Below are 23,039 nucleotides of genomic sequence, written 5' to 3'. Positions count from 1 at the left end.
GCATTAGAGCATGGGCGCCGACATCTCGGCCAGGACCTCCCCGGCGAACCTTCGCAGTCGCTCCGGGCTGAGCAGCAGCGAGGCGTTGACGTGCCAGTCGCTGGCGTCATCCGCGGTCGACCACAGGCTGACCTTGAGCATCAGCAACGGCTGCCAGTCGGCGCCGGCCGTCACTTGCAAGGCCAGGTCAAGGCACGCCGAGCGCCATTGCAACGGCTCCTCAGGCAACGCTTGCGCCGCTTGCAGAAAAAACTCGGCCAACCCGACACAGCCCTCCAGGGGTTCGTGGACGATACGAATATGGGCCTGGAAGCCGCTGCCCCGCAGGCCAACGTCGAGCAACGGGCAGACGCCGCCCTCCTCGGCGGCGATGGACAATTGCAGCCCATCGTCCTGGGCCACTACCGCACTCATTCGCAGGCCGGCGGGTAGAAATGGCTGGCCGCCAGTGCCGGCACTTCTTCCAGCGCCGTCCACAATTGCTCGTCCAGTTCGCCACCGATCAGCTCATGCTGCTCATCGCTGAGCCGCTCGGGAATATCCCACAGGCGCTCCAACGGCGGATGGGCCTGCAGATCGCCGATCGTCTGCCGCTGGCGTTCCACCACCGCCCTGGCCCGGGTCGCACCCAACGCCTGGAGTGCGTCCAGGGCCAACTGGTAGCTGCGCTCGCCCCAGTTGCAGAAGAACTGCAGGAAACCACCGTTGTAGCCATCTGCCTCCAGGCGCCACAGGGCGACGATGGCCTGGTCCCGTTCAGGCAGGCGCTCCAGGTCCCAATCCAGCGCCTGCAGGCGCGCCATGGACTGCTCGCACACATGCTCCCAGATCCAGTCGGCACCCTCGATCACCAGCCCCTGCTCACCCAACCCGGGCCACAGCACCGAGCTGCCCTGGGGCGCAATCCGCCAGGCCTGGCGCTGCTGCGCCGAGGCTTCCTGCAAGCGGCCATAACGCCCGAGGGATTGGCGCAGCAGCAAGCCATCGGCCCAGCCGAGACAGAGCTGGTCCGCTTCGAAAGCGACGTGGGTTATGGGATTGGCGTTGGACAAGGCAGACCTTCCTGGCAGTGGTTTCGATCAAAGACTGGGGCGTTGCCCCGGGATGCTTCTACACCGATCCACCGCACGGTGCCACCCTGCATAGGCTGCAAATACCCTTGGCTTGCGTGACCTGGAACCGCTATAAAACCCGCCCCCTCCAAGGATGCTTGCCGTGTTCACCAGACTGTTCGACCAGGAACTGCATCTCTATGGCAGTCCTGGCGAGTTCAATGCCATAGCCCGCGCCATTCGCAAAGACTGCCGTCAGGCTTTTGCCCTGGAGCCCGAACCTGCGCAACTCGTCAGCCTGATCCTGCACTGCGGTGGACACCAGGACAGCATTCGCATCGAAGGGGACAGCCTGTACATTCATTTTACCCAGGCCACCAAGAACCGCCTTTGGACACACTTTTCGATGCCCCAGGAAACACCCCCGGGAGCGATGTTCTTCATCGACCGGTGCCAGGGCCATGTACCTGCTTTCGGCGATGACTGCTTGAGCCTGGTACTGCACATCAACGCAACGCCCCCTACCTGAAACCAGCCGAGACACCCCTGCCCGATGAAAATCTACCTCGACGATGAACGCCAGACGCCCGAAGGCTGGGTGCGGACCTACTGGCCGGACGAAGCCATTGCCTTGCTCAAGGCCGGTGGCGTCAGTGAAATCAGCCTCGACCACGACCTGGGCGACGACGAACGCGGCACTGGCTACGACGTGATCCTGTGGATCGAGGAAGCCGTGGCCTTGCAGGGTTTTCGCCCGCCACGGATCAAGGTGCACTCAGCCAATGCCTCGGCCGTGGAGAAAATGCAGGCCGGAGTCCGCTCGATACAGCGGCTGGCAGCCGGGCAGTAACCGTAGGGTCTTGAGTGGCGCTAGCGACAGCCCCACGGACCTCTTCCCACTGGATAGCGGCGCCCCTGTCCCTCTCAGGGCGGCGCCAGGCCTCAATGAGCGCCACCACAGCGGGCGCCGCTTGCACATGTCCATCGGTCGAATCTTCCATGCCAGGGTTCCACCACCAGCAACACCTGGGCATCAGCCCACCAACCGCTTGCCCTTGAGCTCGGCATAGGCCGCCTTGATCGGCTCGAAACCGTATTGCTGCTCCAGGCGCTTGACGATGAAATGCCCACGGGCCATGTCCTGGTAGAAGTCGGTGAACAGGGTATTGATGGTGGCTCCGGTGACGGCCCCGATCACCGGCACGGCCTGGGCCGCGAACTTGCTGGAGATGGTCACGCCATAGCGCGCCGCGACCTTTTCGATCAGCACCGCCAGCCACTTGCCCGCCTGCCCCGGCGACATCCGGCTGATGGCACTGGAGCCCTGCTTGGCGGCGATGGCGGCCAGTTCCTTGGAAAGTTGCTGCATGGCCTGGGTGGTGAAGCTGCGGGTCAGGTAGTAACCGGTTTCGCTGGCATCGTCGGCCTCGCTGTTGCCGCCCATGGCGAACACCTCGATGCACGCCTGCTTGGTGGCGAAGTCCGTCAGGTCGAACCCCTCGCTGCGCGCCACATCGGCCACCGAGCGCATCATGATGGTGGTGGACACCGGCAGCTCGACGAACAGCGAAGCAAAACCGAAGGCGCCCCCCAAGGCCCCCGACGCGGCCGCATACAACTTGTGCAAGCGCGGCGAGGCCTGTTTCTTCGGCTGGTTGTCCAGGCTCCACAAGGCCGCATCGGCGGAACTGTGCAGTGCGGCCACCACCGCGCCGTTGATCTTCTGCGACACCACCGCCGGCAAGGCCTTGACCGCACTCTCGATGGGCGAGCCCAGCAAGCCCGACAGGCGTGCGGTCAACGATGGCGACTCCAAGAGGCCCACGGCGCGCTTGAGGTCCCTGTAGTCTTGCGGGTTGTCTTGGATATTCACTGAAGCTTCCCTTGGCAGGCGCTGGTACGGGCGAGCATTTTGGCAGCATCGACCCGGGAAAATAAACCGCCCGCCGACGCAGATTCGCGTCGGCGGGCGGGATGCGCTGCATGGTCAATCCTGCAACCAGACCCGTACCTGCCGCTCGGGGCCTTCGATGAACAGCAAGTGCGCCACCTGGCCCGCTTCCAGCAGGTCCTGGCGGGCCTCCTGCAAACGCTCCAGGGACGGCGGCTGGTCCACCAGCTCGACCCGCGCCACCGGCGCCTTCATCGATTGCCGGGCATCGGACTTGGCCTTGCGGATCGCCGCCAGCGTCGCGCTGACCGCCTCCAGCAACGACTCCACATCAGCCTCGACCGCACAGGTTTCAGGCCAGGACGCACGGTGCACCGAACCCGGCTGCCAGCAACGCCAGACCTCTTCGCAAACGAAAGGCAGGAACGGCGCGAACAGCCGCTGCAGGCTGCTCAAGGCTCGGGCCAGGGCGTTGCGCGCCGAGTGCCCTTCGGGCCGATAGGCGCGGCGCTTGACCAGCTCGACGTAGTCATCGCAGAACCACCAGAAGAATCCCTCGATGCGTACCAGGGCAGCACTGTAGTCGTAGCTTTCCAATGCCTGCCGGGCCTGGCCGGCGACACTTCCCAGGCGTTGCAGCATGGCCTGGTCCAGCGCCTGGGACACCGGCCCGGCGGGGTCGCCGGGCAAGCCGAACACCAGCTTCGAGACGTTGAACAGCTTGAGCGCCAGGCGCCGGCCGATCTTCATCTGCTGCTCTTCGAAGGCGGTATCGCTGCCCGGCCGCCCCAGGGCCGCCCAGTAGCGCACCGCGTCGCTGCCGTACTGCTCCAGCAGCGCCAGGGGGGTGACCACATTGCCCCGGGACTTGGACATCTTCTTGCGGTCCGGATCGAGGATCCAGCCCGACAGCGCCACATGGTGCCAGGGCACGGCGGCCTGCTCGAAGTGACTGCGAACCAGGGTCGAGAACAGCCAGGTGCGGATGATGTCGTGGCCCTGGGGCCGCAGGTCCATGGGAAAGACCTGCTCGAACAGGCCATCGCCCTCCTCCCAGCCCGCGGCGATCTGCGGGCTCAGGGAGCTGGTGGCCCAGGTATCCATGATGTCCCGCTCGCCGATGAAACCATGGGGTTGGCCGCGCTGGTCCGGCTCGTAACCCGGCGGGGTGTCCAGGGTCGGGTCCACCGGCAGCGAGTCTTCGCTGGCGGCGATCGGTCGGTCATGGTCCGGTTCGCCCCGGGCATCCAGGGGGTACCAGAACGGCAGGGGCACGCCGAAGATCCGTTGCCGGCTGATCAGCCAGTCGCCATTGAGACCGCCAACCCAATGCTCATAGCGGCTGCGCATGAATGGCGGATGCCAGGCCAGGGTCCGGCCACGCTCCAGCAGTTGCTGGCGCAGCTCGGCATCACGCCCGCCATTGCGCAAGTACCACTGGCGGGTGGCGACGATCTCCAGCGGCTGGTCACCTTTCTCGAAGAACTTCACGGCATGGCGGATCGGCCGTGGCTCGCCGAGCAGGCCGCCGCACCCGTGCAGCAGCGGCAACAACCGCTGGCGTGCCTGGGCCAGGCTGCAACCGGCCAGTGCGGCATAGGCCTGGCGTCCGGCGGGATCGGCCAGCCACCCAGGCGCCTGCGCCAGCAAGCGACCGTCGCGGTCGATGATGCAACGGGTCGGCAGCTGCAATTCACGCCACCAGAGCACGTCCGTCAGGTCGCCGAAGGTGCAGACCATCGCCAGCCCCGTGCCCTTCTGCGGATCGGCCAGCGGGTGGGCGAGCAACGGCACCGGCACCTCGAACAGCGGCGAGCGCAACGCCTGCCCGAACTGCCCCTGGTAGCGTGGATCGTCGGGGTGCGCCACCAGCGCCACGCAGGCCGCCAGCAACTCCGGACGCGTGGTGGCGATGCGCAGCGCCTGGCCCCCGTCGCCCCGGAACACCAGGTCGTGCCAAGCGCCCGGCTGCTCGCGATCCTCAAGCTCGGCCTGGGCCACGGCGGTCTGGAAGGTCACGTCCCACAGGCATGGCGCCTGCTGGCTGTAGAGCTCGCCACGCTGGTAGTTGCGCAAGAGCGCGCGCTGGCTGACCCGCTGCGCCCGCTCATCGATGGTGGCGTAGGTCAGCCCCCAGTCCACCGACAACCCCAGCTGCACGAACAGGTTGCGAAAGGCCTGCTCATCGATGGCGGTCAGGCGATGGCACAGCTCGACGAAATTGCGCCGGCTGATCGAGAGATACTCGCTGCGGCGCCGGGCTACCGTGGCCGGCGGCTGGAACTGCGGTTGGTATGTGGCATCCGGGTCACAGCGCACGCCGTAGTAGTTCTCCACGCGCCGTTCGGTGGGCAGGCCGTTGTCATCCCAACCCATGGGATAGAACACAGTCTTGCCGCACATGCGCTGGAAGCGGGCGATGATATCGGTGTGGGTGTAGCTGAACACATGGCCGACGTGCAGCGAGCCGGAGGCCGTGGGTGGCGGTGTGTCGATGGAATAGACCGCGTCCCGTGGGGCATTGCGGTCGAAGGCGTAGGTGCCTTCTTCGAGCCAGCGCTGGGACCAGCGTGTCTCGAGATGTTCAAGCGAGGGGGTGGGGCAAATCGTCAGGCTTTCACGTTTAACGGTGACATAGCTTCCTCCTGTCATCGGCAGATGGCGCGCAGTGGTGCGCGCCGCAAGGCCGATTTATAGAGCAAGGACACGGATTAGTAAATCGCCCTTTCAAAGCCATTTCACCTGCGGCGCCCACTGCGGGTACTCAGCGCGCATGCGCTCCAGGCACTGGGCCAGCAACCGCGCATCGTCGGGCAAGCGCTGGCTCAATGTCGACCCGCCGTGGAACGACAATTGCCGTGGCATCTCCACCAGCCCGGTGATCGCGTCCCAGAACGCATCCCAGTTGCAGCCGTACCAAGCGGGAAACCCCAGGGCGTCGCGCAGCAGGATGTGCAGTTCGGCCGAACTGCCCACCGCGCTCAAATCGATATCCAACCGCTGCAAACCGATTACCTCCCAGTGGCCCTCAACTCCAGGTGCTCGCGTCGATCACTGGCGAACGTACTGCACCTGCTTGCCGTCGAAGACGTAGCTGACGTCATCGGCATCACTCATCTTGCGGGTCTGGGTGTCACCCGCAGAGGTGGTGCCGCTGAACTTGACCAGCAAGCGCGGCATGGGTCCTTGGGCCGCCACGAAATTCAGCTCGCCCTGGTTGGCGATGCAGGGGATCACCGTGCCGTCGTCGCAGGCCGCCGAGTTGTCCTCGCCGCTGAAGACCTGGCCCAGGTAGCTCCAGACCCAGCCGTCCTCCTCCGGGGTCTTGTTCGGGTTGAACACGAACACGGCATAACCACTGATGCCGTAGCCGCTGTCGAAGGTGGCCGTGGGCACCGCCAGCACCAGGCGGCCATCGTTGGTGCGGTACTCCAGGGCCTGGCGGCTGGTGTCCACTTCCTCGGGCTGCTCGCGGGCGCCGAAGAAGCCGATCTTGCGCTCGATGCTGCGAATATCGTAAGGCTGCTTCTGACCCGGGCGAGCCAGTTCGAAGGTCGCGTCCGCCAGCCGGACCTTGACGTCCGGGGCGATGAAGTCCTCACCTTCACGGGCCGCGCGGTCGCGAGTGAACCAGGAGAACGTCGCGTAATAGTGCTTGCCGCCCAGGTCGATCTCGCGGCCATACCAGAAGTTGGACACCACGCCATCTTCCAGTTCGAAGGTTTCGACCTGGTCATCGATCTGGACGTTGTTGATCAGCGCCAGCACCGCGCCAGGCGGGATCAAGGGATCCTTGGCATAGCCGGCCAATGGCGCCGCGAGGGCTGCGGTGGCCAGGGCCAGGGCCGTCAGTGCCCGGCCCAGGCGGCCGGTCTTGTGCGCAGCGTCGAACCTGCTTTTCATGCGTTGAACATCCCTGTAGTGCCTTGCTGGACCGCCTGCCGAAGCGGCCTGCGGTATGGGGCTGGAATCATATAAGCAGGTTTTTGCCAGCCACAAGATGCTGGCACATGGCAATCGCGACGCCAGCTTGCGTCCAGGCGGACCTCAGGGCGCCAGGAAGCCGCCGGCCTGCAACGGGTGCGGGTCGACAAGGCCAAGAAACTGCTGCTGGCCAGCGACATGTCGGTCAAGGCGATCGCCTACGAAGTCGGCTACGAAAACGTCAGCTACTTCGCGCGGCTGTTCAAGACCCAACTAGGCCAGACCCCGGCCTAGTGGCGCCAGGGCGTCGCGGAACGAGAGCGGCAGCCCAGGCCCTGGCCAGGCGACCACTAGCCCTTCAGCACTGCGAACGGCTGGTACGGGCTACGGTGCGTCCCGGCGCGACGGCCACCAGCCACCCCAGCAGCACCAGCCCGGCTGATGCCAGTCCCGCCCCGGCCAGGCCCATGTGGGCAATGCCCAGCGAACCCAGGGTAACGCCCCCCAGCCACGCTCCCAGGGCGATTCCCAGGTTGAAACCGGCGATATTGAGCCCGGCCGCCACTGCATGGGCATGGGGTGCATGCCGCTCGGCGATGCCGATCAACCGAGCCTGCAAGGCCGGCACCGCGGCGTAGGTGAACAGCCCCAGCAAGGCCACGCAGAGCGCCATGCCCAGGGCCGAATGCGCCAGCCCCCAGAATCCCAGCCCGCACCCGGCGATGCCGGCGAGCACCATGAAGCTGGCCCGGTCGACACCCAGGCAATCGGTCAGCCGTCCTCCCAACAGGTTGCCGACTGCGGCGAGCACGCCATAACCGAGCATGAACAGGCCAACCGTGGCGATGCTGACCTGGGTCACCCCGGTCAACAGCGGCGCGATGTAGGTATAGGCGCTGAACGAGCCGGCATACCCCAGCACGGTGACCAGGGCCGCCACCAGCAAGGCTGGATGCAGCAATGCCCGAAGTGCCTGGACCACGGATTCGCCAGCGGCCTCCCCTGGGGTCCTGGCCGGCTCGACCATGCCCAGCAGCCCGAGGAAACCCAATGCACCGAACCCGGCAATCGCCCCCAGCACCGGCCGCCAGGACCACAGGCCGCCGAGGTAGGTACTGATGGGCACGCCAATGGCCATGGCCAGGGTGAACCCCGAGAACACCACCGCCACCGCACGCCCGGCCCGCTTCGGTCCGGCCAGGCGCGCGGCGGTGCTGGAAGCCACGGCCAGGAACAGGCCGTGGCCCATGCCCGCGACGAACCGCGCCGCCAACAGCGCCCACAGGTTGCTGGCGAGGGCGGCGCCCAGGCTCCCGGCGCAGAACACCAGCACGGTGCCGAGCATCACCCGCTTGCGCGGCCAGCTTGCGGTCAGGGCCGTGAGGATCGGTGCGGCGCAGGTCGCGCCCAGGGCATACAGGGTGACCGTGCCACCGGCCTGCTCGAGCTTGAGGCCCAGGTCTTGGGCGATGACGTCGGTGAGGCCGATGGGCACGAATTCGGCAAGCCCCAGGGCAAAGGCGCTGAGGCTGAAGATATAGACGATGAAGGGCATGGACACGCGCTCCGAAGAGTTGGAAAACCGGCCTGGGGCCAGGGGTGCGCGCAATCGTAGAAAGGCCCTGTCATTTCGAAAAATCAACCTTTTGGCAGTCAGGTCAAAATATTTTTATACCTCAAGCAGACTGGTCACTATGCTGGCCAGCCCTTGGCCGGCCAGCCAACGCGCCGCCGGACGCTTGTCCACCAATCAACCGGGAACACTTCGCGAGGGCGCCCACCCGGGCGCGATACCGCTTCATGAGCCATCTGGACCACCTGCGTACCTTCATCGAGGCCTATCGCCTGCAATCCTTCTCCCGTGCCGCCCAGGCGCTGGGCATGACCCAGCCTGGCGCATCGCTGCACATCCAGGCGCTGGAAGCCTTCGTCGGCAAGCCACTATTCGTGCGGCGCTCGCGGGGCGTGACCGCGACCGAGGCCGCAGACGAGCTGGCCCGCGCCATCGGGCCAATGCTCGACGGGCTGGAAATGCGCATGGCCTCCTACCGCCAGAGCGATGAACTGAGCGGTACCGTGCACATCGCCGGGCCTTCGGACTTCATCCACGGCAAGCTGGCCTCGGGGCTCGCGCCCCTGCTGGAGCAGGGTTTGCAAATCCGCCTGCACACCGGCAACCGCGAGCGCATCTACAGCCTGCTGGACAGCTCGACCGCGGACCTGGCGATCACCGCCTCGCTGCCGGACGAACATGCCCACGGTTTCGCCCGGCTGCTGACCGAACGATTCCTCCTGGTGCTGGCCCCGGAGCTGGCCCGGAAACTGGGCAAGCGACCATCGGCCGAGGCACTGGCCGCTGTGCCGCTGATTGCCTTCGACGAAGACCTGCCGCTGATCCGCCCGGTATGGACCGCGCTGTTCCAGTTCGCCCCGACCTTGCAGGCCGCACTGACCATCGCCGACCTGCGAATCATCCAGGACCTGGTGGTCCAGGGCCAAGGCTGGAGCGTGCTGCCCGACTACCAATGCCGCGAGGCCCTGGAAGCCGGTCGCCTGGTATCGCTGACGTCCCTGGCGCAGGCTCCCACCAACGAGCTGTACCTGGTCTGGAACAAGACCGCGATGCGCAGTCCGCGCCTGATCCACGTACGCGACTTCCTCCTCGGGATGTTTGCCAACAGCGTGCACTAACCCCCTGCCCGGCCCCGGGAGCCGATGCTAGACTGCGCGGCTTTTTTCCCAGGGGCCAGGTTATGCAACGCATCGTGATACTGGGCAACGCCGGGAGCGGCAAATCCACCCTGGCCCGGGAGCTGGGGCGCCGTCTCGCAGTGCCGGTGGTGCACCTGGACCGGCTGTTCTGGGAGCCCGGCTGGGTCGAGGCCGATACCGAGGTGTTCCGCAGCCGGGTCCGCGAGGCCGTCGCCACGGATGCCTGGATCTGCGAAGGCAATTACTCGCGGCGCACCTTCGACCTGCGCCTGCCCCGCGCCGAGCTGGTGATCTGGCTCGACACCCCGCGCACCACCTGCCTGCGCCGGGTATTCATGCGCAGCCTGCGCAACCGCCCACGCGCCGACCTGCCGGCAGGTTGCCACGAGCAACTGAACCTGGAGTTCCTCAAGTTCCTGGGTTTCGTGTGGCACTTCGACCAGCACAATCGCCCGGGCATCGAACAGGTCCGCCAGGCCGTGGCGCCCCAGGTGCCGGTGGTTCATCTGCGAGGCATGCGGGACATCGACAACTGGCTCGAGACGCTGCCACCCCGCCTGCCGGACTGAGCGCGACAGCCTGGACCGGTCGGCGGCCATGGCGCAAAAGCGCAAGACTTCCGGGTGAAAAACCGGATAATGGCGGCCTTTTCGTCTTGCTCGTTATTCTGGTAGCCCCCATGGAAATCAAGGTCAACTTTCTCGACAACCTCCGACTTGAAGCCAAGTTCGATGACTTCACGGTGGTGGCCGACCAGCCGATCCGCTACAAGGGCGACGGTTCGGCACCGGGTCCGTTCGACTATTTCCTGGCTTCCTCGGCGCTGTGCGCCGCCTACTTCGTGAAGCTGTACTGCCAGACCCGCGACATCCCCACCGACAACATCCGCCTGTCGCAGAACAACATCGTCGATCCGGAAAACCGCTACAACCAGATCTTCAAGATCCAGGTCGAGCTGCCCGCGGACATCTCCGAGAAGGATCGCCAGGGCATCCTGCGCTCCATCGATCGCTGCACGGTGAAGAAGGTGGTGCAGACCGGCCCCGAGTTCGTGATCGAGGAAGTGGAGAACCTGGACGCCGATGCCCAGGCCCTGCTGATGCCGAGCCTGGACGCCGGCACCAGCACCCGCATCCCCGGCAAGGACCTGCCGCTGGAGCAGACCATCGCCAACATGTCGGCGATCCTCGCGGACCTGGGGATGAAGATCGAGATTGCTTCCTGGCGCAACATCGTGCCCAACGTCTGGTCGCTGCATATCCGCGACGCGCAGTCGCCGATGTGCTTCACCAACGGCAAGGGCTCGACCAAGGAAAGCGCCCTGGCCTCGGCCCTGGGCGAATTCATCGAGCGCCTGAACTGCAACTTCTTCTACAACGACCAGTTCTGGGGCCAGGAGATCGCCAACGCCGAGTTCGTCCATTACCCCGACGAGCGCTGGTTCCAGCCAGGGCGCAAGGATGCCCTGCCCAAGGAAATCCTCGACGAGTACTGCCTCGGGATCTACAACCCCGACGGCGAGCTGCGCGGCTCGCACCTGTACGACACCAACTCCGGCAACATCGAGCGCGGCATCTGCTCGCTGCCCTTCGTGCGCCAGTCGGATGGCGAAGTGGTGTACTTCCCCTCCAACCTGATCGAGAACCTGTACCTCTCCAACGGCATGAGCGCCGGCAACACCCTGGCCGAGGCCCAGGTGCAGTGCCTGTCGGAAATCTTCGAACGGGCGGTCAAGCGCGAGATCCTCGAAGGCGAGCTCGCCCTGCCGGACGTGCCCCAGGAAGTGCTGGCCAAGTACCCGGGCATCCTGGCGGGTATCCAGGGCCTGGAGGAGCAAGGCTTCCCGGTGCTGGTCAAGGACGCTTCCCTGGGCGGTGAATTCCCGGTGATGTGCGTGACCCTGATGAACCCGCGCACCGGTGGCGTGTTCGCCTCCTTCGGCGCGCACCCGAGCTTCGAAGTGGCGCTGGAACGCAGCCTCACCGAACTGCTCCAGGGCCGCAGCTTCGAGGGCCTGAACGACCTGCCGCAGCCGACCTTCGAGAGCCAGGCGCTGATGGAGCCGAACAACTTCGTCGAGCACTTCATCGATTCCAGCGGCGTGGTCTCATGGCGCTTCTTCAGCGCCAAGGCCGACTTCGAGTTCGTCGAGTGGGATTTCTCCAGCCAGGGCGCCGACTCCAACGCCGAGGAAGCCGCGACCCTGTTCGGCATCCTCGAAGGCCTGGGCAAGGAAAGCTACATGGCGGTGTACGAGCACCTGGGTGCCACCGCCTGCCGGATCCTGGTGCCGGACTACTCGGAAATCTACCCGGTGGACGACCTGATCTGGGACAACACCAACAAGGCGCTGTTCTTCCGCGAAGACATCCTCAACCTGCACAGCCTGGACGAAGAAGCCCTGCGCGACCTGGTGGAGCGCCTGGAGCAAAGCGAGCTGGACGACTACACCGACATCACCACCTTGATCGGCATCGAGTTCGACGACAACACCGCCTGGGGCCAGTTGACCATCCTCGAGCTGAAGCTGCTGATCCACGTGGCCCTGGGCCAGTTCGACCCGGCCAAGGAACTGGTGGAGATGTTCCTGCAGTACAACGACAACACCGTCGAGCGCGGCCTGTTCTACCAGGCCATGAACGCGGTGCTGGAAGTGGAACTGGACGACGAGCTGGAGCTGGCGGACTACGAAGCCAACTTGCGCCGCATGTTCGGCAACGAGCGGATGGACGCGGTGATCGGCTCGGTACAGGGCAGCGTGCGCTTCCATGGCCTGACGCCTACCAGCATGCAACTGGAGGGCCTGGACCGGCACCTGCGGTTGATCGACAGCTACAAGAAGCTGCACGCGGCACGGGCCAGAATGGCTGGCCTGGCCAGCTGAGGGCTTCGGCAGGAAAGCACCTTCGCAGGCTGTGGGAAAACTACTGCGTTTGGCAATACTGCGTTAAAAACAGGCTCAGAGCGCTCATTTACAGCCAGTAAACTCCGCTTCCTCGCCCGTTTTTGCCTTGTCTTGCCTTCACTCGCGACGTTTTCACACCGCCTGTTCGGGTGCTTTTTTGTTTCAGCCCCCGGATTGCGAATCTGCCCCATGTTCGCCACAGCTGAGCAACAATCTGATCAGGCAGCCACTGCCATCCGATAACAGCAACGGAAAATGCCGCCCCCCTGTTTCCCGTCTTCACGATCTGTACCATGGGCTCCTGACATTCACGACCTGCCAAACCCAAGCCGACGGCTAGCGCCCCGAGAGACCGCCACCATGCAAGCAGACTTTCGCCCCAAGCAGATCTACGAGCAGGTTGCCGACCAGATCCGCGCCGGCATCCTGAGCGGCCAGTATGCCCACGGCTCGCGCCTGCCCTCCGAGCGTGACCTGGCACAGCGGCTGAAGGTGAGCCGGCCCGCCGTACGCGAAGCGATCGGTGCCTTGCAGAACGAAGGCATGGTGACCACCCGCCATGGCTCAGGCACCTACGTCGCCGATTGCCCGCTGCAGGTGAACGAAGCGGCACCGGACTATGCCGGGCTGCCGCCGGTGGACGCTGACTTCAGCCCCATCAGCACCCTCGAAGTACGCTTGCTGATCGAACCGGCGATAGCCCGCCTGGCCGCCCGCCGTGCCCAGCGCGACCCATTGGCCGAGCGCTACCTGGAACAGATGATCGATGTGAAGGACATCGGCGACCCGCTGCAACAAGCGCGCTGGAGCGAAGCCGACCGGCTGTTCCACCGCCAGCTCGCGATGATGACCGGCGATATCCTGATTGCCCGGATCGCCGAGGAAATCAACAAGACCATGGAGCAACCGTTGTGGAACCGCCTGCGGGACGACGGGATCTACGACCCCGAACGCATCCAGCTGTATGCGGCGGAACACCGCCTGATCTACGAGGCGATCATCAGCGGCGACGAAGATGCCGCCGCTTTCTACGTCGAAGGCCACCTCAAGCGGGTGCGCCGCGATATCAGCTCGCGGGAATGAACGAGGGGCCGGCATGGACGTGCCATGCCGGCCCCTCGCGCGCTGCGTTCAACGAATCGGCTGGACCTTGAAGGAGCGCTGCATCCGGTAGAGGGTCTGGACTCCCAGCCACTTGTCGAAGATGGCCTGCATCGTCCCTTCGGCCTCCAGCTCGCGCAACGCCGAGTTCACCGCGACGAGCATGCCCGGCTCGTCTCGACGTATGCCCAGGCCCCAGACTTCCCGGCCGATGGCCGGTTGCAGGATGCTGTACTGCCCGGCCTTGTCACCCAGGCGGTTGAGCAACTTGTGCAGGACCTCCTGCGAAGTGCTGAAACCCGTGACCTTGCCCTGGAGCAATGCGGTGAAGGCGCTGGACACATCCTCGAAGCCGACCGCCGTTGCGCCCGGCAAGGCCTGCCTGATATAGGCCTCGCTGATGCTGCCCTTGACGTAGCTGATGCGCTTGCCATCCAGCTCGTCGAGGGCGGTGATGCCCCGACCGGCCCTGACCGCCAGCACGTTCTCGCTCACATAGTAGGCATCGGAAAATGCCACCTGCTCGGCGCGTAGCGGCGTATGGGCCAGCCCCGCGCCGAGCACATCCATGTGGCCCTGTTGCAACTCGGCGATACGGGCCTCGATGGACACCGGCTTGATCTCGACCTTCGCTCCCAGCTTGCCGGCCACCGCCTGGCAAACGTCCACGTCATAACCGACCACCGAGCGCGTCTTCACGTCCGTGTAGCCGAATGGCTCGAAGATATCCAGTACGCCGCAGACCAGCACTGCGCGAGCCTTGACCTCGTCCAGTTGCGCGGCCTGGACGCCAGCCGCCCCCAGCAACAGGCAAGTGGCAATGGCAGAACCCCACGATGAAAAACTGCGTTTCATATCTGTGTCCCCAGGAAGAATAGCCATGGCAATGATGTGCGCGCAGCAGCTAACGCCGCGCTAGCGGACCAGGAAACCGTGCCGCTGCGGGTCACGCTCATCGATGATCCAGTTGCAGAACCCACAGATGTAGGCCGTGCCCGAGACTTCCGGGATAACCGCCTTGAATTCCCCCACCCGGGTTTCTTCGATGACCCTGGCACTGAACACCGACCCTATTACCGACTCGTTGACCAGCACCTGGTCCCGGTCGATCTGCCCCCGCAGGTAAAGCTGGGCGATCCGGCCGCTGGTGCCCGAACCTGTGGGTGAGCGGTCCACCTCGCGGTCGGCGAAGATGCAGCAGTTGGCCTGGGTCGATCCGGGCAGGCGCGGCTCACCGTCGATGATGGTGCCGTAGATGTGGTTGATCTCGGGAATCTCGGGATGCACCACCGGGAACGCGGCATTGGCCGCGCGCTTCACCTCGGCCCCGAACTTCTTCAACTCCTCCACCGCCGACTCGCGGATCGGCAGGCCATGGGGCGCACCGCTGGTATAGAAATAGAAGGCCCCACCGTAGGCGATATCGCCGGTGACCGGACCGTAGCTCGGGGTCTGGACCGTCACGTCGCGACGGTAGATGAACGACGGCACGTTGATGAAGCGCACGCTACCGGCATGCTGGCCATCCCACTCGACGAAGGCTTCGATGAAACCGCAGGGAGCATCGATGCCGACCCGGGTCCGTGGCGACGTCCGCTCGACCCAGCCCAGCTCCACGGCGGCGGTAGCCAGGGCGATGGTGCCGTGGCCACAGTGATCGCTGTAGCCTTCGTTGTGCAGGAAGATGATGCCGAAGTCCGCCGTGGGCGAGACCGGCTCGGTGAGGTAGCCGCCATACATGTCGGCATGGCCGCGCGGCTCGAACATCAGGGCCTGGCGGATATCGTCCGCATGCTCCCGTAGCCAGGCACGACGCTCGATGATGGTCTTGCCGGGCAACCGGGGCAGGCCGCAGGTCACGATTCGAAACGGCTCGCCGCCGGCATGGACTTCCACGGTGTTGATGCTGCGGGTGATACGCATGGTCGATTCCCCTTGGACAATGGATTCAGGCGCGCTCGGCCATGAGGTTGGCGAGGGCTACACGGGCAGCCGCCAGGTCCCAGGCGGCGGTACCGACACTCTTGACCACCACCGGACGCCCAGGCTCGACGGCGCCATCCAGCGCACTGGCCAGGGACCTGACCTGGGACCAGTCCACCGCCGCACGCAGCAGGTCCCCGGCCTCGTGGCGAGCACCGGCCGGGTCGTCGGCATAGATCAGGCTGCCGTCGAGCAGAGTCTTGCCCAGCTCGGCCATTTCCGGCTTGAAGGCGCCGACCCCGACGACCAGGCACCCGGCCCGGGCCGGTTGGTTGTAAACCGGCTCGAGGCTGGTGGTCAGGGTGATGACTGCATCGACCTCCGGCATGTCGCCATCCAACGGCTGCAACTGGCCATGCCACTGGCGATTGGCTTCGCAGAACTGCTTGGCGGACGCGAGGTCCAGGCCTCGTACCCAGATCCTGGCCTGGGGATACAGCGCGTTGATGGCCTGGACATGAAACCGCGACTGGGCACCGGTGCCGAAGATCAGGATCCGCTGCACAGGCTGGGGCAGGAAGGTGCGCAGGGCCAGCAGGGTGACGGCGGCGGTGCGGCGCCCGGTCACTTCCGGGCCGTCCAGCAGGCACAGCAGCCTGCCGGTGGCGGCATCGCATACCGTGACATTGCCATGCAAGGTGGGCAGGTGGCGCCGGGCATTGGCCTGCTGCACGTTCACCAGCTTGTGGATCGCGATGTCCGGCGCGCTGGCCGGCATGCTGAGCAGCACCCCGCCCTCGCCCAGGGGCACCACCATGCGCTCCGGGCTCAAGATCGAACCGGCCGCCAGTTCCCGTACCGCCCGCCCGAGGGCCTCGACCAACTGCTCGAAGCCCAGCAAGGCGGCGGTCCTGGCCGGGTCGCAGACGATGATTCCCGGAGGGTTCGCCAGCATGGCGGCAATGGATGGATCGTTCATTCTGTTGCTCCTCTGTGGATGACTCAGCGGCGACCTATGTCGCAAAGGAACTGCTGCGCCCGTGGATGCCTGGGCGTGTTGAAGAACTCGCCGGGAGGCGCCACCTCCAGCAGGCGGCCCTGGTCCATGAACCACACCACGTCGCTCACTTCCCGGGCGAAGTGCATCTCGTGGGTCACGCAGACCATGGTCATGCCCTCGGCCGCCAGGGCCTTCATCACCGCCAGTACCTCGCCGACCATTTCCGGGTCCAGGGCGCTGGTGGGCTCATCGAATAGCATCACCGGTGGCTGCATGGCCAATGCCCGGGCGATGGCCACGCGCTGTTGCTGGCCACCCGACAGCTGGTTCGGATAGGCCTCGGCCTTGTGCCCCAGGCCGACCTTGTCCAGCAGGCCCAGGGCCAGTTCGCGGGTCGGCGCCGCTGCCGCCTTGCGTACCCACAGTGGTCCGCAGGTGACGTTCTCCAGGACGGACAGGTGGGGAAACAGGTTGAACTGCTGGAACACGAAGCCGATGTGGCTGCGCATGGCATTCACATCCACCTGCCGGCCCTGGACGTCCTGGCCATTGACATGGATGGTCCCCGAGCCGATGGCCTCCAGGCGGTTCATGGTGCGGATCAAGGTGGACTTGCCCGAACCGGACGGCCCGCACAGCACCACCACCTGGCCCTTCTTCACCTGGGCGCTGATGTCCGTGAGCACCTGGTGCTCGCCGTACCACTTGTTCACCTTGTCCAGGGCGATGATGACGCTGGAAGCTGCCTGGGCAGCATTGTGGTTGTGCATGATCAATACCCCTGGGCCGGAGCCGGGCGTGGAGGGTGGGAAGTGGCGGGCATCCGCCCGTTGTTGCGGGCAAGGCGCGCCTCCAGCAGGCGGGCGGCCTGGGTCAGCGCGAAACAGATGGCGAAATAGGCCAGCGACAGCACCAGGAACACGCTGAAGGGCTCGGTGAGCACCGTGCTGTTGACCTGGTTGGCGGCGTAGGTCAGCTCGTTGACGCCGATCACGTAGCCCAGCGAGGTGTCCTTGATGGTGGTGACGAACTGGCCAACCATGCTCGGCAGCATGTTCCCCAGGGCCTGGGGCAGGATCACCCTGCGGGTCCGGGTCCAGTAGCCCATGCCCAGTGCCGCGGCGGCCTCGCCCTGCCCCTTGGGTAGCGATTCGATGCCCGCCCTGACGATTTCCGCCAGGTACACCGCCTGGAACACCACCAGCGTCACCGCCATGGTGGTGAAGCCGGCAACCGGTCGCCCGAGGATGATCGGCACCACGAAATAGGCCCCGAAGATCAGCATCACCAACGGAATGCTGCGCAGCAGGTAGCCGACGCCCATGGCCGGATAGCGCAGTACCTTCGCGGGGCTGAGCTGGGCCAGGGCCAGCAGTACGCTCAACGGGAACGCCAGGCCGATGCCGATGATCGACAGCAGCAGCGTGGCGACGATGCCGCCCAGCGGGCCATTGGGGTAGGACCCCAGCAGGAACAGCAACCAGTACTCCTGGATGATCTCCAGCATGCTCAGCGCCCCCTGATCCGCAGGTGCCGGCCCAGCCAGCCACCGGCCAGCAACAGGCTCAGCGCCACCGCCACATAAAGGACGGTGCTGAGCCCATAGGTGGCGAAGATGCGGAAGGTGCCGCTGGCCACCTCCTTGGTGACGTAGGTCAGCTCCATCACCCCGATGACCATGGCCAGGCTGGTGGTCTTCATCAGCATCACGGTGTTGCTCAGCAAAGGGGCGATCGCCACTCGCAGCGCCTGGGGCAGGATCACCCGACGCAGGGCGCCGGCCCGACCCAGGCCCAGGGCCTGCGCCGCTTCCTGCTGCCCCGCAGCGATGCTGCGCAGGCCGCTGCGGATGTCCTCGGCGAAGTAGGCGCCGTAGTACAGCCCGATGGCGATCAGCGCGAATACCAGCTCGCCGTGATGCTCGTTCAACCACTCCTGGAGCGCCTCGGGCAGCAGGCTGCTCACGCCGAAGTACCACAGGAACAGATGCACCAGGGGCGGGACGTTGCGCTGGTATTCGATGAACGCCATAACCCAGAGGCCGACGAAGCGCCCCCCGGCCAGGCGCAGCAACGTCACCAGCAGGCCGACGGCGAAGGCCAGCAGCCAGCTGCCCAGCGCCAGCATCAGGGTTACCAGCAGTCCCCTGGCCAGGACCTGCCCATATTCGTTCAGGAAGTCCATGCCAGGCTCCCGTTGCGTACGCCACCCGAGCCTGGTTTGGTAGGCCCGGCATCCGGCCAGCCATGCGAGCATGGCAGCCCCGCCCAACCCAGGCCGTGCCCTCGCGGATCGTCCCGTGGCGGCAGGTAGCGCCGCCGGAACACCGCCAGGGCCTTGAGGTATCGTTTTTTGTTGTTCTTGTTCATCGCTGCTCTCCTGCTTGCCCTGGCAACCCGATTGGTGGTTCCAGCGAATCCCTGGCGCTGGACCGGCAGATTCCCGGGTGGGTATGGGTCATGTCTGGACGACCCGACTGGTTAATAAAAAACCATTAACTGGTCAATTTCCGATCCAGACTGTTGCATTCTCAAGCAAAGCCTCGGGAAAAAAGATCAGAAACTTCCTAAATCCCGTTAAGATTTGGTCAGTCAAATACCGCAGAAGCGGCATATGTTCCTGACTTCGTGATGAAAGCCCGGAACACAACTGGTCATAAAAATGACCAGGCAATCAGCTATGGCGGTGCCCGCTCCCGCCCATAGCCAGTGGGCCTGATCGCCTGCATTTGAAATACGCGGCGGCGCCCGACAGAATCGCCCCCCGATCCGGCCCGAGATGTGGCGGGCCCACGCAAGCAAGAGGTTGCAGTTGAACGAACAGACATTGTCCATGCGCCTGGAGCGCGTCGCGGCCCAGGTACCGGCTGGGGCGCGCCTGGCCGATATCGGCTCGGACCACGGCTACCTGCCGCTGGCGTTGCTGAGCCGTGGCGCCATCGAGAGGGCAGTGGCTGGCGAGGTGGCGCTGACGCCCTTCCACTCGGCCCAACGCAGCGCTCGTGCCAGTGGTTTGGGTCAGCGCATCAGCGTGCGCCTGGCCAACGGCCTGGCGGCAATCGAGCCGGAGGACGGGATCACCGCCATCAGCTTCTGCGGCATGGGTGGCGAGACCATCCGCGACATCCTCGAGGCCGGCAAGGCACGCCTCAATGGCCGCGAGCGCCTGGTCATGCAGCCCAACGGCGGCGAACAGCCGCTGCGTCAATGGCTGATGGACAACGGCTACGCCATCCTTTTCGAAGAGGTGCTGCGCGAGAACCGCTTCGACTACGAGATCATCGTCGCCGAGCACGGCGCCAGCCCAAGCTACAGCGCCGAGTAGCTGTACTTCGGCCCGCTGCAGATGCAGGAGCGCAGCCCGGCATTCCTGGCCAAGTGGCAGCGCAAGTTGCGCCAGAAGCACAAGATCCTGGCCCACTTCGCCCGGGCGCAGCAGGCGGTGCCCGAGGAGAAACTCCAGGACACCCAGCGCAAGGCCCGCTGGATCAGCGAGCTGCTGGCCTGAGCCCGCAGCGCTGCTTTCACTGGTAAAACCCGCTGTGTATCATCGGCCCAGGTCGATGCTACCTGCCGCTCGCATCCGCAAGGAATGGTGAAAGCATCGCTGTCCCCCCTACCCTGTCGTCACTCTTGACAGTCGAGGCCCGGCAACGCGAGCCCCCCTGCACCTCGACGAACAGGAGCAACGATGATCACTCTCGAACACGCCAAGCAAATGGCCAAGCGCCTGCGCACCGCGCTCGCTTCCCACGACCAGTCGATCAGCCACGCCACCGCGCTGGAAAGCGTGGCCCGGCAACTGGGCTACAAGGACTGGAACACCGCCGCCGCAGCCCTGCCCCAGGAACAACCCCAGGGGATCAGCTTCGACAAGGCCATCCCGATCCTGCGGATGTTCGACGAAGCCAAGGCTCGCGAGTTCTACCTCGATTTCCTGGGGTTCACCGTGGAGTTCGAACACCGCTTCGAAGCCGACCTGCCGCTGTACCTGGGCATCAGCCGCAATGGCCTGCAACTGCATCTGTCCGAGCACCATGGCGATGCCAGCCCCGGGGCGACGATCTTCGTGCCGATGCACAACATCGAACAGCTGCGCGATGAACTGCAAGCCAAGCGCTACGGCTACGGCCGCCCCGATATCGTCGAACAAGACTGGGGCAAGACCCTGGAAGTCTACGACCCCTTCGGCAATCGCATCCGCTTCTGCCAGGGCTGATCCTGCGCCGACCATCCAGAGCGCAAGCGAGCCGTACCACGGGCAGGCCCAGTGCCTGCCCGTGGACGCTCATGGGCTAGGGTTTCAGAAGTCCACCGAGGCGGACAGCTCGAAGGTGCGTGGTGCACCCAGGCCCAGGCTGGTGGTCAGCGGCATTCCCCAGTAGGCCTTGTTGGTGAGGTTGCTGACGTTGCCCCGCAGGGTCACCGGGCGGTTAGCGACCTGGGTGGCGTAGCGGGCGCCCACGTCGAACAGGGTGTAGCCGGGAATCGACTGCTGGTTGTCGGCGCTGATGTACTGCTTGGACAGCGCCGTGGCGTTGGCGGTCAGCGTCAGGCCCTGCAGCACCGGGGTATCCCATTCCACGCCGAGCTTGCCTTGCAGTTCGGGATAGCCAGTGGCGTTCTTGCCGTCGTTGCGGCCGCCCTCGGTCTTGGTCAGCTTGGGGTCGACATGGGCGACGCCGCCCATCAACCGCACGTCATCCAGCGGCGCCCCGAAGAAGCCCCACTCCACCCCGCGGTTACGTTGTTCGCCCCCCATGGAGTAGATGTTGGTGGCCGGATCGGTGTAGCTGCCCGGACGGGTGATCTCGTACAACGCCAGGGTATGGGTTAAGGAGCCCAGGTCGAGCTTCAGGCCGACTTCCTTCTGCTTGGTCTTGTAGGGCGCGAAGATCGCGCCGGCGTTGGCTGCGGTCAGCGGCGCCGTGCCGCCCTTGCTCAGGCCCTCGATGTAGTTGGCATACAGCGACAGGTCGTCGGTGGCCTTGAACAGCACCGCGGCCGCCGGGGTGGTGGCGCTTTCGTCATAGCGCGAGGTGCACTTGCCGGTGCTGACGCTGAAGGTATCGCTGAGCACCTCCTGGCGGCGCACGCCCAGGGTCAGCTGCAGGCGATCATCCAGCACCGACAAGGTATCGGCCACGCCGTAGCTGCGCAGGCGGCTCTCGCTGTGCATGATCAGCGGCCAGCTGGTGGGCGCCTTGGGACCCCAGGTCGGGTGGTAGATATTGGTGGTCCAGTCGGCACCGGGCACCGAGCGACGCCCCCAATCCTTCTTCTTGTCCGAGTACTGGGTAGCGTTCAACGACCACTGGTGCTTGATCTCGCCCGTCTGTAACTGGCCCTTGAGGCCGGTTTGCGCAGAGACCTTGCGCACCTGGAACTTCAACTGGCCCATGCTGCTGCGCAGGTCGCCGGCATCGTTGATCACCGTGGCGATCATGGCGCCGTTGTAGGCGTAGTCGCTCTTGCTGCCACCCACCGCGGCATAGGCGGTCAGTTGTTCACTGAGGTCGAACTCGCCACGCAGGATCGCGCCCTTGTCCTTGCTTTCAACCGTCGCCCAGTCGGGGTTGAGCAGCGAACCGGCCTTGGGCGGCCTGGGCACCGCAACCCCGGCAGCCAGGCCCATCCCACGGTTCTGGCCGGTGATGCGCTGGTCGGCGTCATACAGGTCAAGGGACAACCGCGCGCGCTCGCCACGCCAGTCCAGGGCCAATGACGCCAGGTCGGCTTTCTGCTTCTGGTGGTCGGTGGCCGCATCGCCTTCGCGGTGGACGCCGTTGAAACGCACGCCGAACTGCTGGTCCTGGCCAAAGCGCCGGCCCATGTCCAGGTGCCCCCCGAGCTGCGAGTCGGACATGTAGCTGCCGGTCATGCGTGTCAGCGGTTCGTTGCCGGCACGCTTGGGCACCAGGTTGACCGTGCCGCCCACCGAGCCGCCTGGCGGCATGCCATTGAGCAACGCCGAGGGGCCCTTGAGCACTTCGATGCGCTCGTACATTTCGGGGGACACGCGATAGAACGGCGCCATGCCGAACAGCCCGTCGACGGTCACGTCGCTGATGTCCGAGGCGAAGCCGCGAATCGAGTAGTTCTCGCTGAAGGTGCCGGTCAAGCCGTTGCTGAACACCGCCGGATCGGTGGCGGCGATCACATCGGTGATGCTCTTGGCCTGGCGGTCCTCGATGTACTTCTCGGTGTAGCTGATGGTGCTGAACGGGGTCTCCATGAAGTCCTTGTTGCCCAGCAAGCCGAGCTTGCCGCCAGAGGCCACCTGCTCCCCCGCGTAGGCCGGTGGCAGGCTGGAGACGGCTTCGCCCTGGATCGTGGTGGCGGGCAACGCCAGTGCCCGGTCCTGGGTCGCTTCGGCCGGCTCGCGAACCTCTGCGCCCGCCGGCGCCGCCAGCGTGGCCAGGACCCCCAGGGCCAGCCCTGCCAGCCCGCGGTGGACGCCCACGGCCAGGGGTTTGGCGACCAAAGCCTGGGAAAGGTGTGCATTGCGATGGAAAGAATGACGGTAAGTCAC

General features: G+C 65.3%; 22 protein-coding genes and 2 pseudogenes. 9 read left to right on the top strand and 15 right to left on the bottom strand.

The annotated features are described in order from the left end of the window. Window positions 1-3: 3 nt before the first annotated feature. Both AC3WK8_RS07815 and AC3WK8_RS07810 read right to left on the bottom strand, forming a co-directional pair. The gene (locus tag AC3WK8_RS07815; RefSeq protein ID WP_146043231.1) at window positions 4-414 is read right to left on the bottom strand and encodes a hypothetical protein; all 411 of its coding nucleotides are present in this window, start codon (window positions 412-414) and stop codon (window positions 4-6) included. Next, on the bottom strand, window positions 411-1,052 hold the full coding sequence (locus AC3WK8_RS07810; RefSeq protein WP_103323921.1) for a DMP19 family protein: 642 nt from the start codon (window positions 1,050-1,052) through the stop codon (window positions 411-413). The genes AC3WK8_RS07815 and AC3WK8_RS07810 overlap by 4 nt, the downstream gene beginning before the upstream one ends. Window positions 1,053-1,215: 163 nt before the next feature. Between AC3WK8_RS07810 and AC3WK8_RS07805 the strand changes: the two genes are divergently transcribed. Next, window positions 1,216-1,581, top strand: a complete 366-nt coding sequence (locus AC3WK8_RS07805) for a hypothetical protein (protein ID WP_146043232.1) — start codon at window positions 1,216-1,218, stop codon at window positions 1,579-1,581. Between the two features lie 24 nt (window positions 1,582-1,605). Beyond that, window positions 1,606-1,902 (top strand): cyclic-phosphate processing receiver domain-containing protein, encoded by a 297-nt coding sequence (locus tag AC3WK8_RS07800; protein ID WP_103323923.1) that lies wholly within the window; start codon window positions 1,606-1,608, stop codon window positions 1,900-1,902. A gap of 183 nt (window positions 1,903-2,085) precedes the next feature. Here AC3WK8_RS07800 and AC3WK8_RS07795 read toward each other — a convergent pair whose 3' ends face one another. The 4 genes from AC3WK8_RS07795 to AC3WK8_RS07780 all read right to left on the bottom strand — a co-directional run bounded on the left by AC3WK8_RS07795 (window position 2,086) and on the right by AC3WK8_RS07780 (window position 6,846). Next, window positions 2,086-2,925, bottom strand: coding sequence for an EcsC family protein (locus tag AC3WK8_RS07795; protein ID WP_022643733.1), 840 nt, complete (start codon window positions 2,923-2,925; stop codon window positions 2,086-2,088). A 114-nt stretch (window positions 2,926-3,039) separates the two neighbouring features. Further along, window positions 3,040-5,595, bottom strand: coding sequence for a valine--tRNA ligase (gene valS, locus AC3WK8_RS07790; RefSeq protein ID WP_103323924.1), 2,556 nt, complete (start codon window positions 5,593-5,595; stop codon window positions 3,040-3,042). A 75-nt stretch (window positions 5,596-5,670) separates the two neighbouring features. Beyond that, window positions 5,671-5,949 (bottom strand): barstar family protein, encoded by a 279-nt coding sequence (locus AC3WK8_RS07785; protein WP_219738284.1) that lies wholly within the window; start codon window positions 5,947-5,949, stop codon window positions 5,671-5,673. Window positions 5,950-5,994: 45 nt separating this feature from the next. After that, a complete protein-coding gene (locus AC3WK8_RS07780) occupies window positions 5,995-6,846 on the bottom strand; it encodes a hypothetical protein (RefSeq protein ID WP_103323925.1) in 852 nt (283 codons plus the stop codon). A gap of 147 nt (window positions 6,847-6,993) precedes the next feature. Between AC3WK8_RS07780 and AC3WK8_RS07775 the strand changes: the two are divergent. Then, window positions 6,994-7,161, top strand: a pseudogene (locus tag AC3WK8_RS07775) (helix-turn-helix domain-containing protein); the annotation flags it as partial. A gap of 64 nt (window positions 7,162-7,225) precedes the next feature. Here the strand turns inward: AC3WK8_RS07775 and AC3WK8_RS07770 are convergent. Then, window positions 7,226-8,422, bottom strand: a complete 1,197-nt coding sequence (locus AC3WK8_RS07770) for an MFS transporter (protein ID WP_103323926.1) — start codon at window positions 8,420-8,422, stop codon at window positions 7,226-7,228. A gap of 245 nt (window positions 8,423-8,667) precedes the next feature. Here AC3WK8_RS07770 and AC3WK8_RS07765 point away from each other — a divergent pair, with 245 nt between their 5' ends. From AC3WK8_RS07765 to AC3WK8_RS07750, 4 genes are all read left to right on the top strand, one after another. Next, entirely contained in the window at window positions 8,668-9,558 is an 891-nt protein-coding gene (locus AC3WK8_RS07765; protein ID WP_085596616.1) for a LysR family transcriptional regulator, read from the top strand. Window positions 9,559-9,620: 62 nt separating this feature from the next. Next, window positions 9,621-10,148, top strand: a complete 528-nt coding sequence (locus AC3WK8_RS07760) for an AAA family ATPase (protein WP_103323927.1) — start codon at window positions 9,621-9,623, stop codon at window positions 10,146-10,148. A 110-nt stretch (window positions 10,149-10,258) separates the two neighbouring features. After that, window positions 10,259-12,463 carry an OsmC domain/YcaO domain-containing protein gene (locus AC3WK8_RS07755; RefSeq protein WP_085596618.1) on the top strand — a complete coding sequence of 735 codons (2,205 nt, stop codon included), beginning with the start codon at window positions 10,259-10,261 and terminating at the stop codon, window positions 12,461-12,463. 381 nt (window positions 12,464-12,844) lie between these two features. After that, complete coding sequence (locus AC3WK8_RS07750) at window positions 12,845-13,567, top strand: FadR/GntR family transcriptional regulator (RefSeq protein WP_022643722.1); 723 nt, start codon at window positions 12,845-12,847, stop codon at window positions 13,565-13,567. A gap of 48 nt (window positions 13,568-13,615) precedes the next feature. On the opposite strand, the gene AC3WK8_RS07745 is transcribed toward AC3WK8_RS07750, so the two are convergent. Genes AC3WK8_RS07745 through AC3WK8_RS07715 form a run of 7 tightly spaced genes read right to left on the bottom strand, consistent with a single transcriptional unit; the run spans window position 13,616 to window position 18,877 of the window. Next, window positions 13,616-14,440: a transporter substrate-binding domain-containing protein gene (locus tag AC3WK8_RS07745; RefSeq protein ID WP_103323928.1), complete on the bottom strand. Its 825-nt coding sequence runs from the start codon at window positions 14,438-14,440 to the stop codon at window positions 13,616-13,618. Window positions 14,441-14,500: 60 nt separating this feature from the next. Next, window positions 14,501-15,508, bottom strand: a complete 1,008-nt coding sequence (gene lhpH, locus AC3WK8_RS07740; RefSeq protein ID WP_103323929.1) for a trans-3-hydroxy-L-proline dehydratase — start codon at window positions 15,506-15,508, stop codon at window positions 14,501-14,503. A gap of 25 nt (window positions 15,509-15,533) precedes the next feature. After that, complete coding sequence (gene lhpI, locus AC3WK8_RS07735) at window positions 15,534-16,487, bottom strand: bifunctional Delta(1)-pyrroline-2-carboxylate/Delta(1)-piperideine-2-carboxylate reductase (RefSeq protein ID WP_103323930.1); 954 nt, start codon at window positions 16,485-16,487, stop codon at window positions 15,534-15,536. Between the two features lie 23 nt (window positions 16,488-16,510). Beyond that, on the bottom strand, window positions 16,511-17,239 hold the full coding sequence (locus AC3WK8_RS07730) for an amino acid ABC transporter ATP-binding protein (RefSeq protein ID WP_031321487.1): 729 nt from the start codon (window positions 17,237-17,239) through the stop codon (window positions 16,511-16,513). A gap of 41 nt (window positions 17,240-17,280) precedes the next feature. After that, entirely contained in the window at window positions 17,281-18,015 is a 735-nt protein-coding gene (locus AC3WK8_RS07725; protein WP_085596623.1) for an amino acid ABC transporter permease, read from the bottom strand. 2 nt (window positions 18,016-18,017) lie between these two features. Then, the gene (locus tag AC3WK8_RS07720) at window positions 18,018-18,692 is read right to left on the bottom strand and encodes an amino acid ABC transporter permease (protein ID WP_085596624.1); all 675 of its coding nucleotides are present in this window, start codon (window positions 18,690-18,692) and stop codon (window positions 18,018-18,020) included. Continuing rightward, on the bottom strand, window positions 18,680-18,877 hold the full coding sequence (locus tag AC3WK8_RS07715; RefSeq protein WP_103323932.1) for a hypothetical protein: 198 nt from the start codon (window positions 18,875-18,877) through the stop codon (window positions 18,680-18,682). The genes AC3WK8_RS07720 and AC3WK8_RS07715 overlap by 13 nt, the downstream gene beginning before the upstream one ends. A 442-nt stretch (window positions 18,878-19,319) precedes the next feature. Between AC3WK8_RS07715 and AC3WK8_RS07710 the strand changes: the two are divergent. Together AC3WK8_RS07710 and AC3WK8_RS07705 are read left to right on the top strand one after the other, a co-directional pair. Then, window positions 19,320-20,015 (top strand): annotated as a pseudogene (locus AC3WK8_RS07710) (tRNA (adenine(22)-N(1))-methyltransferase). 183 nt (window positions 20,016-20,198) lie between these two features. Then, a complete protein-coding gene (locus AC3WK8_RS07705; RefSeq protein ID WP_103323933.1) occupies window positions 20,199-20,726 on the top strand; it encodes a glyoxalase superfamily protein in 528 nt (175 codons plus the stop codon). An 84-nt stretch (window positions 20,727-20,810) separates the two neighbouring features. Here the strand turns inward: AC3WK8_RS07705 and AC3WK8_RS07700 are convergent, their stop codons facing one another. Continuing rightward, window positions 20,811-23,039 carry a TonB-dependent receptor gene (locus tag AC3WK8_RS07700; RefSeq protein ID WP_404942587.1) on the bottom strand — a complete coding sequence of 743 codons (2,229 nt, stop codon included), beginning with the start codon at window positions 23,037-23,039 and terminating at the stop codon, window positions 20,811-20,813.

This window comes from Pseudomonas sp. FW507-12TSA (assembly GCF_058781435.1).
Note: the sequence above shows the minus strand (reverse complement) of the source record. Positions and strands in the feature narration are given on the sequence as shown.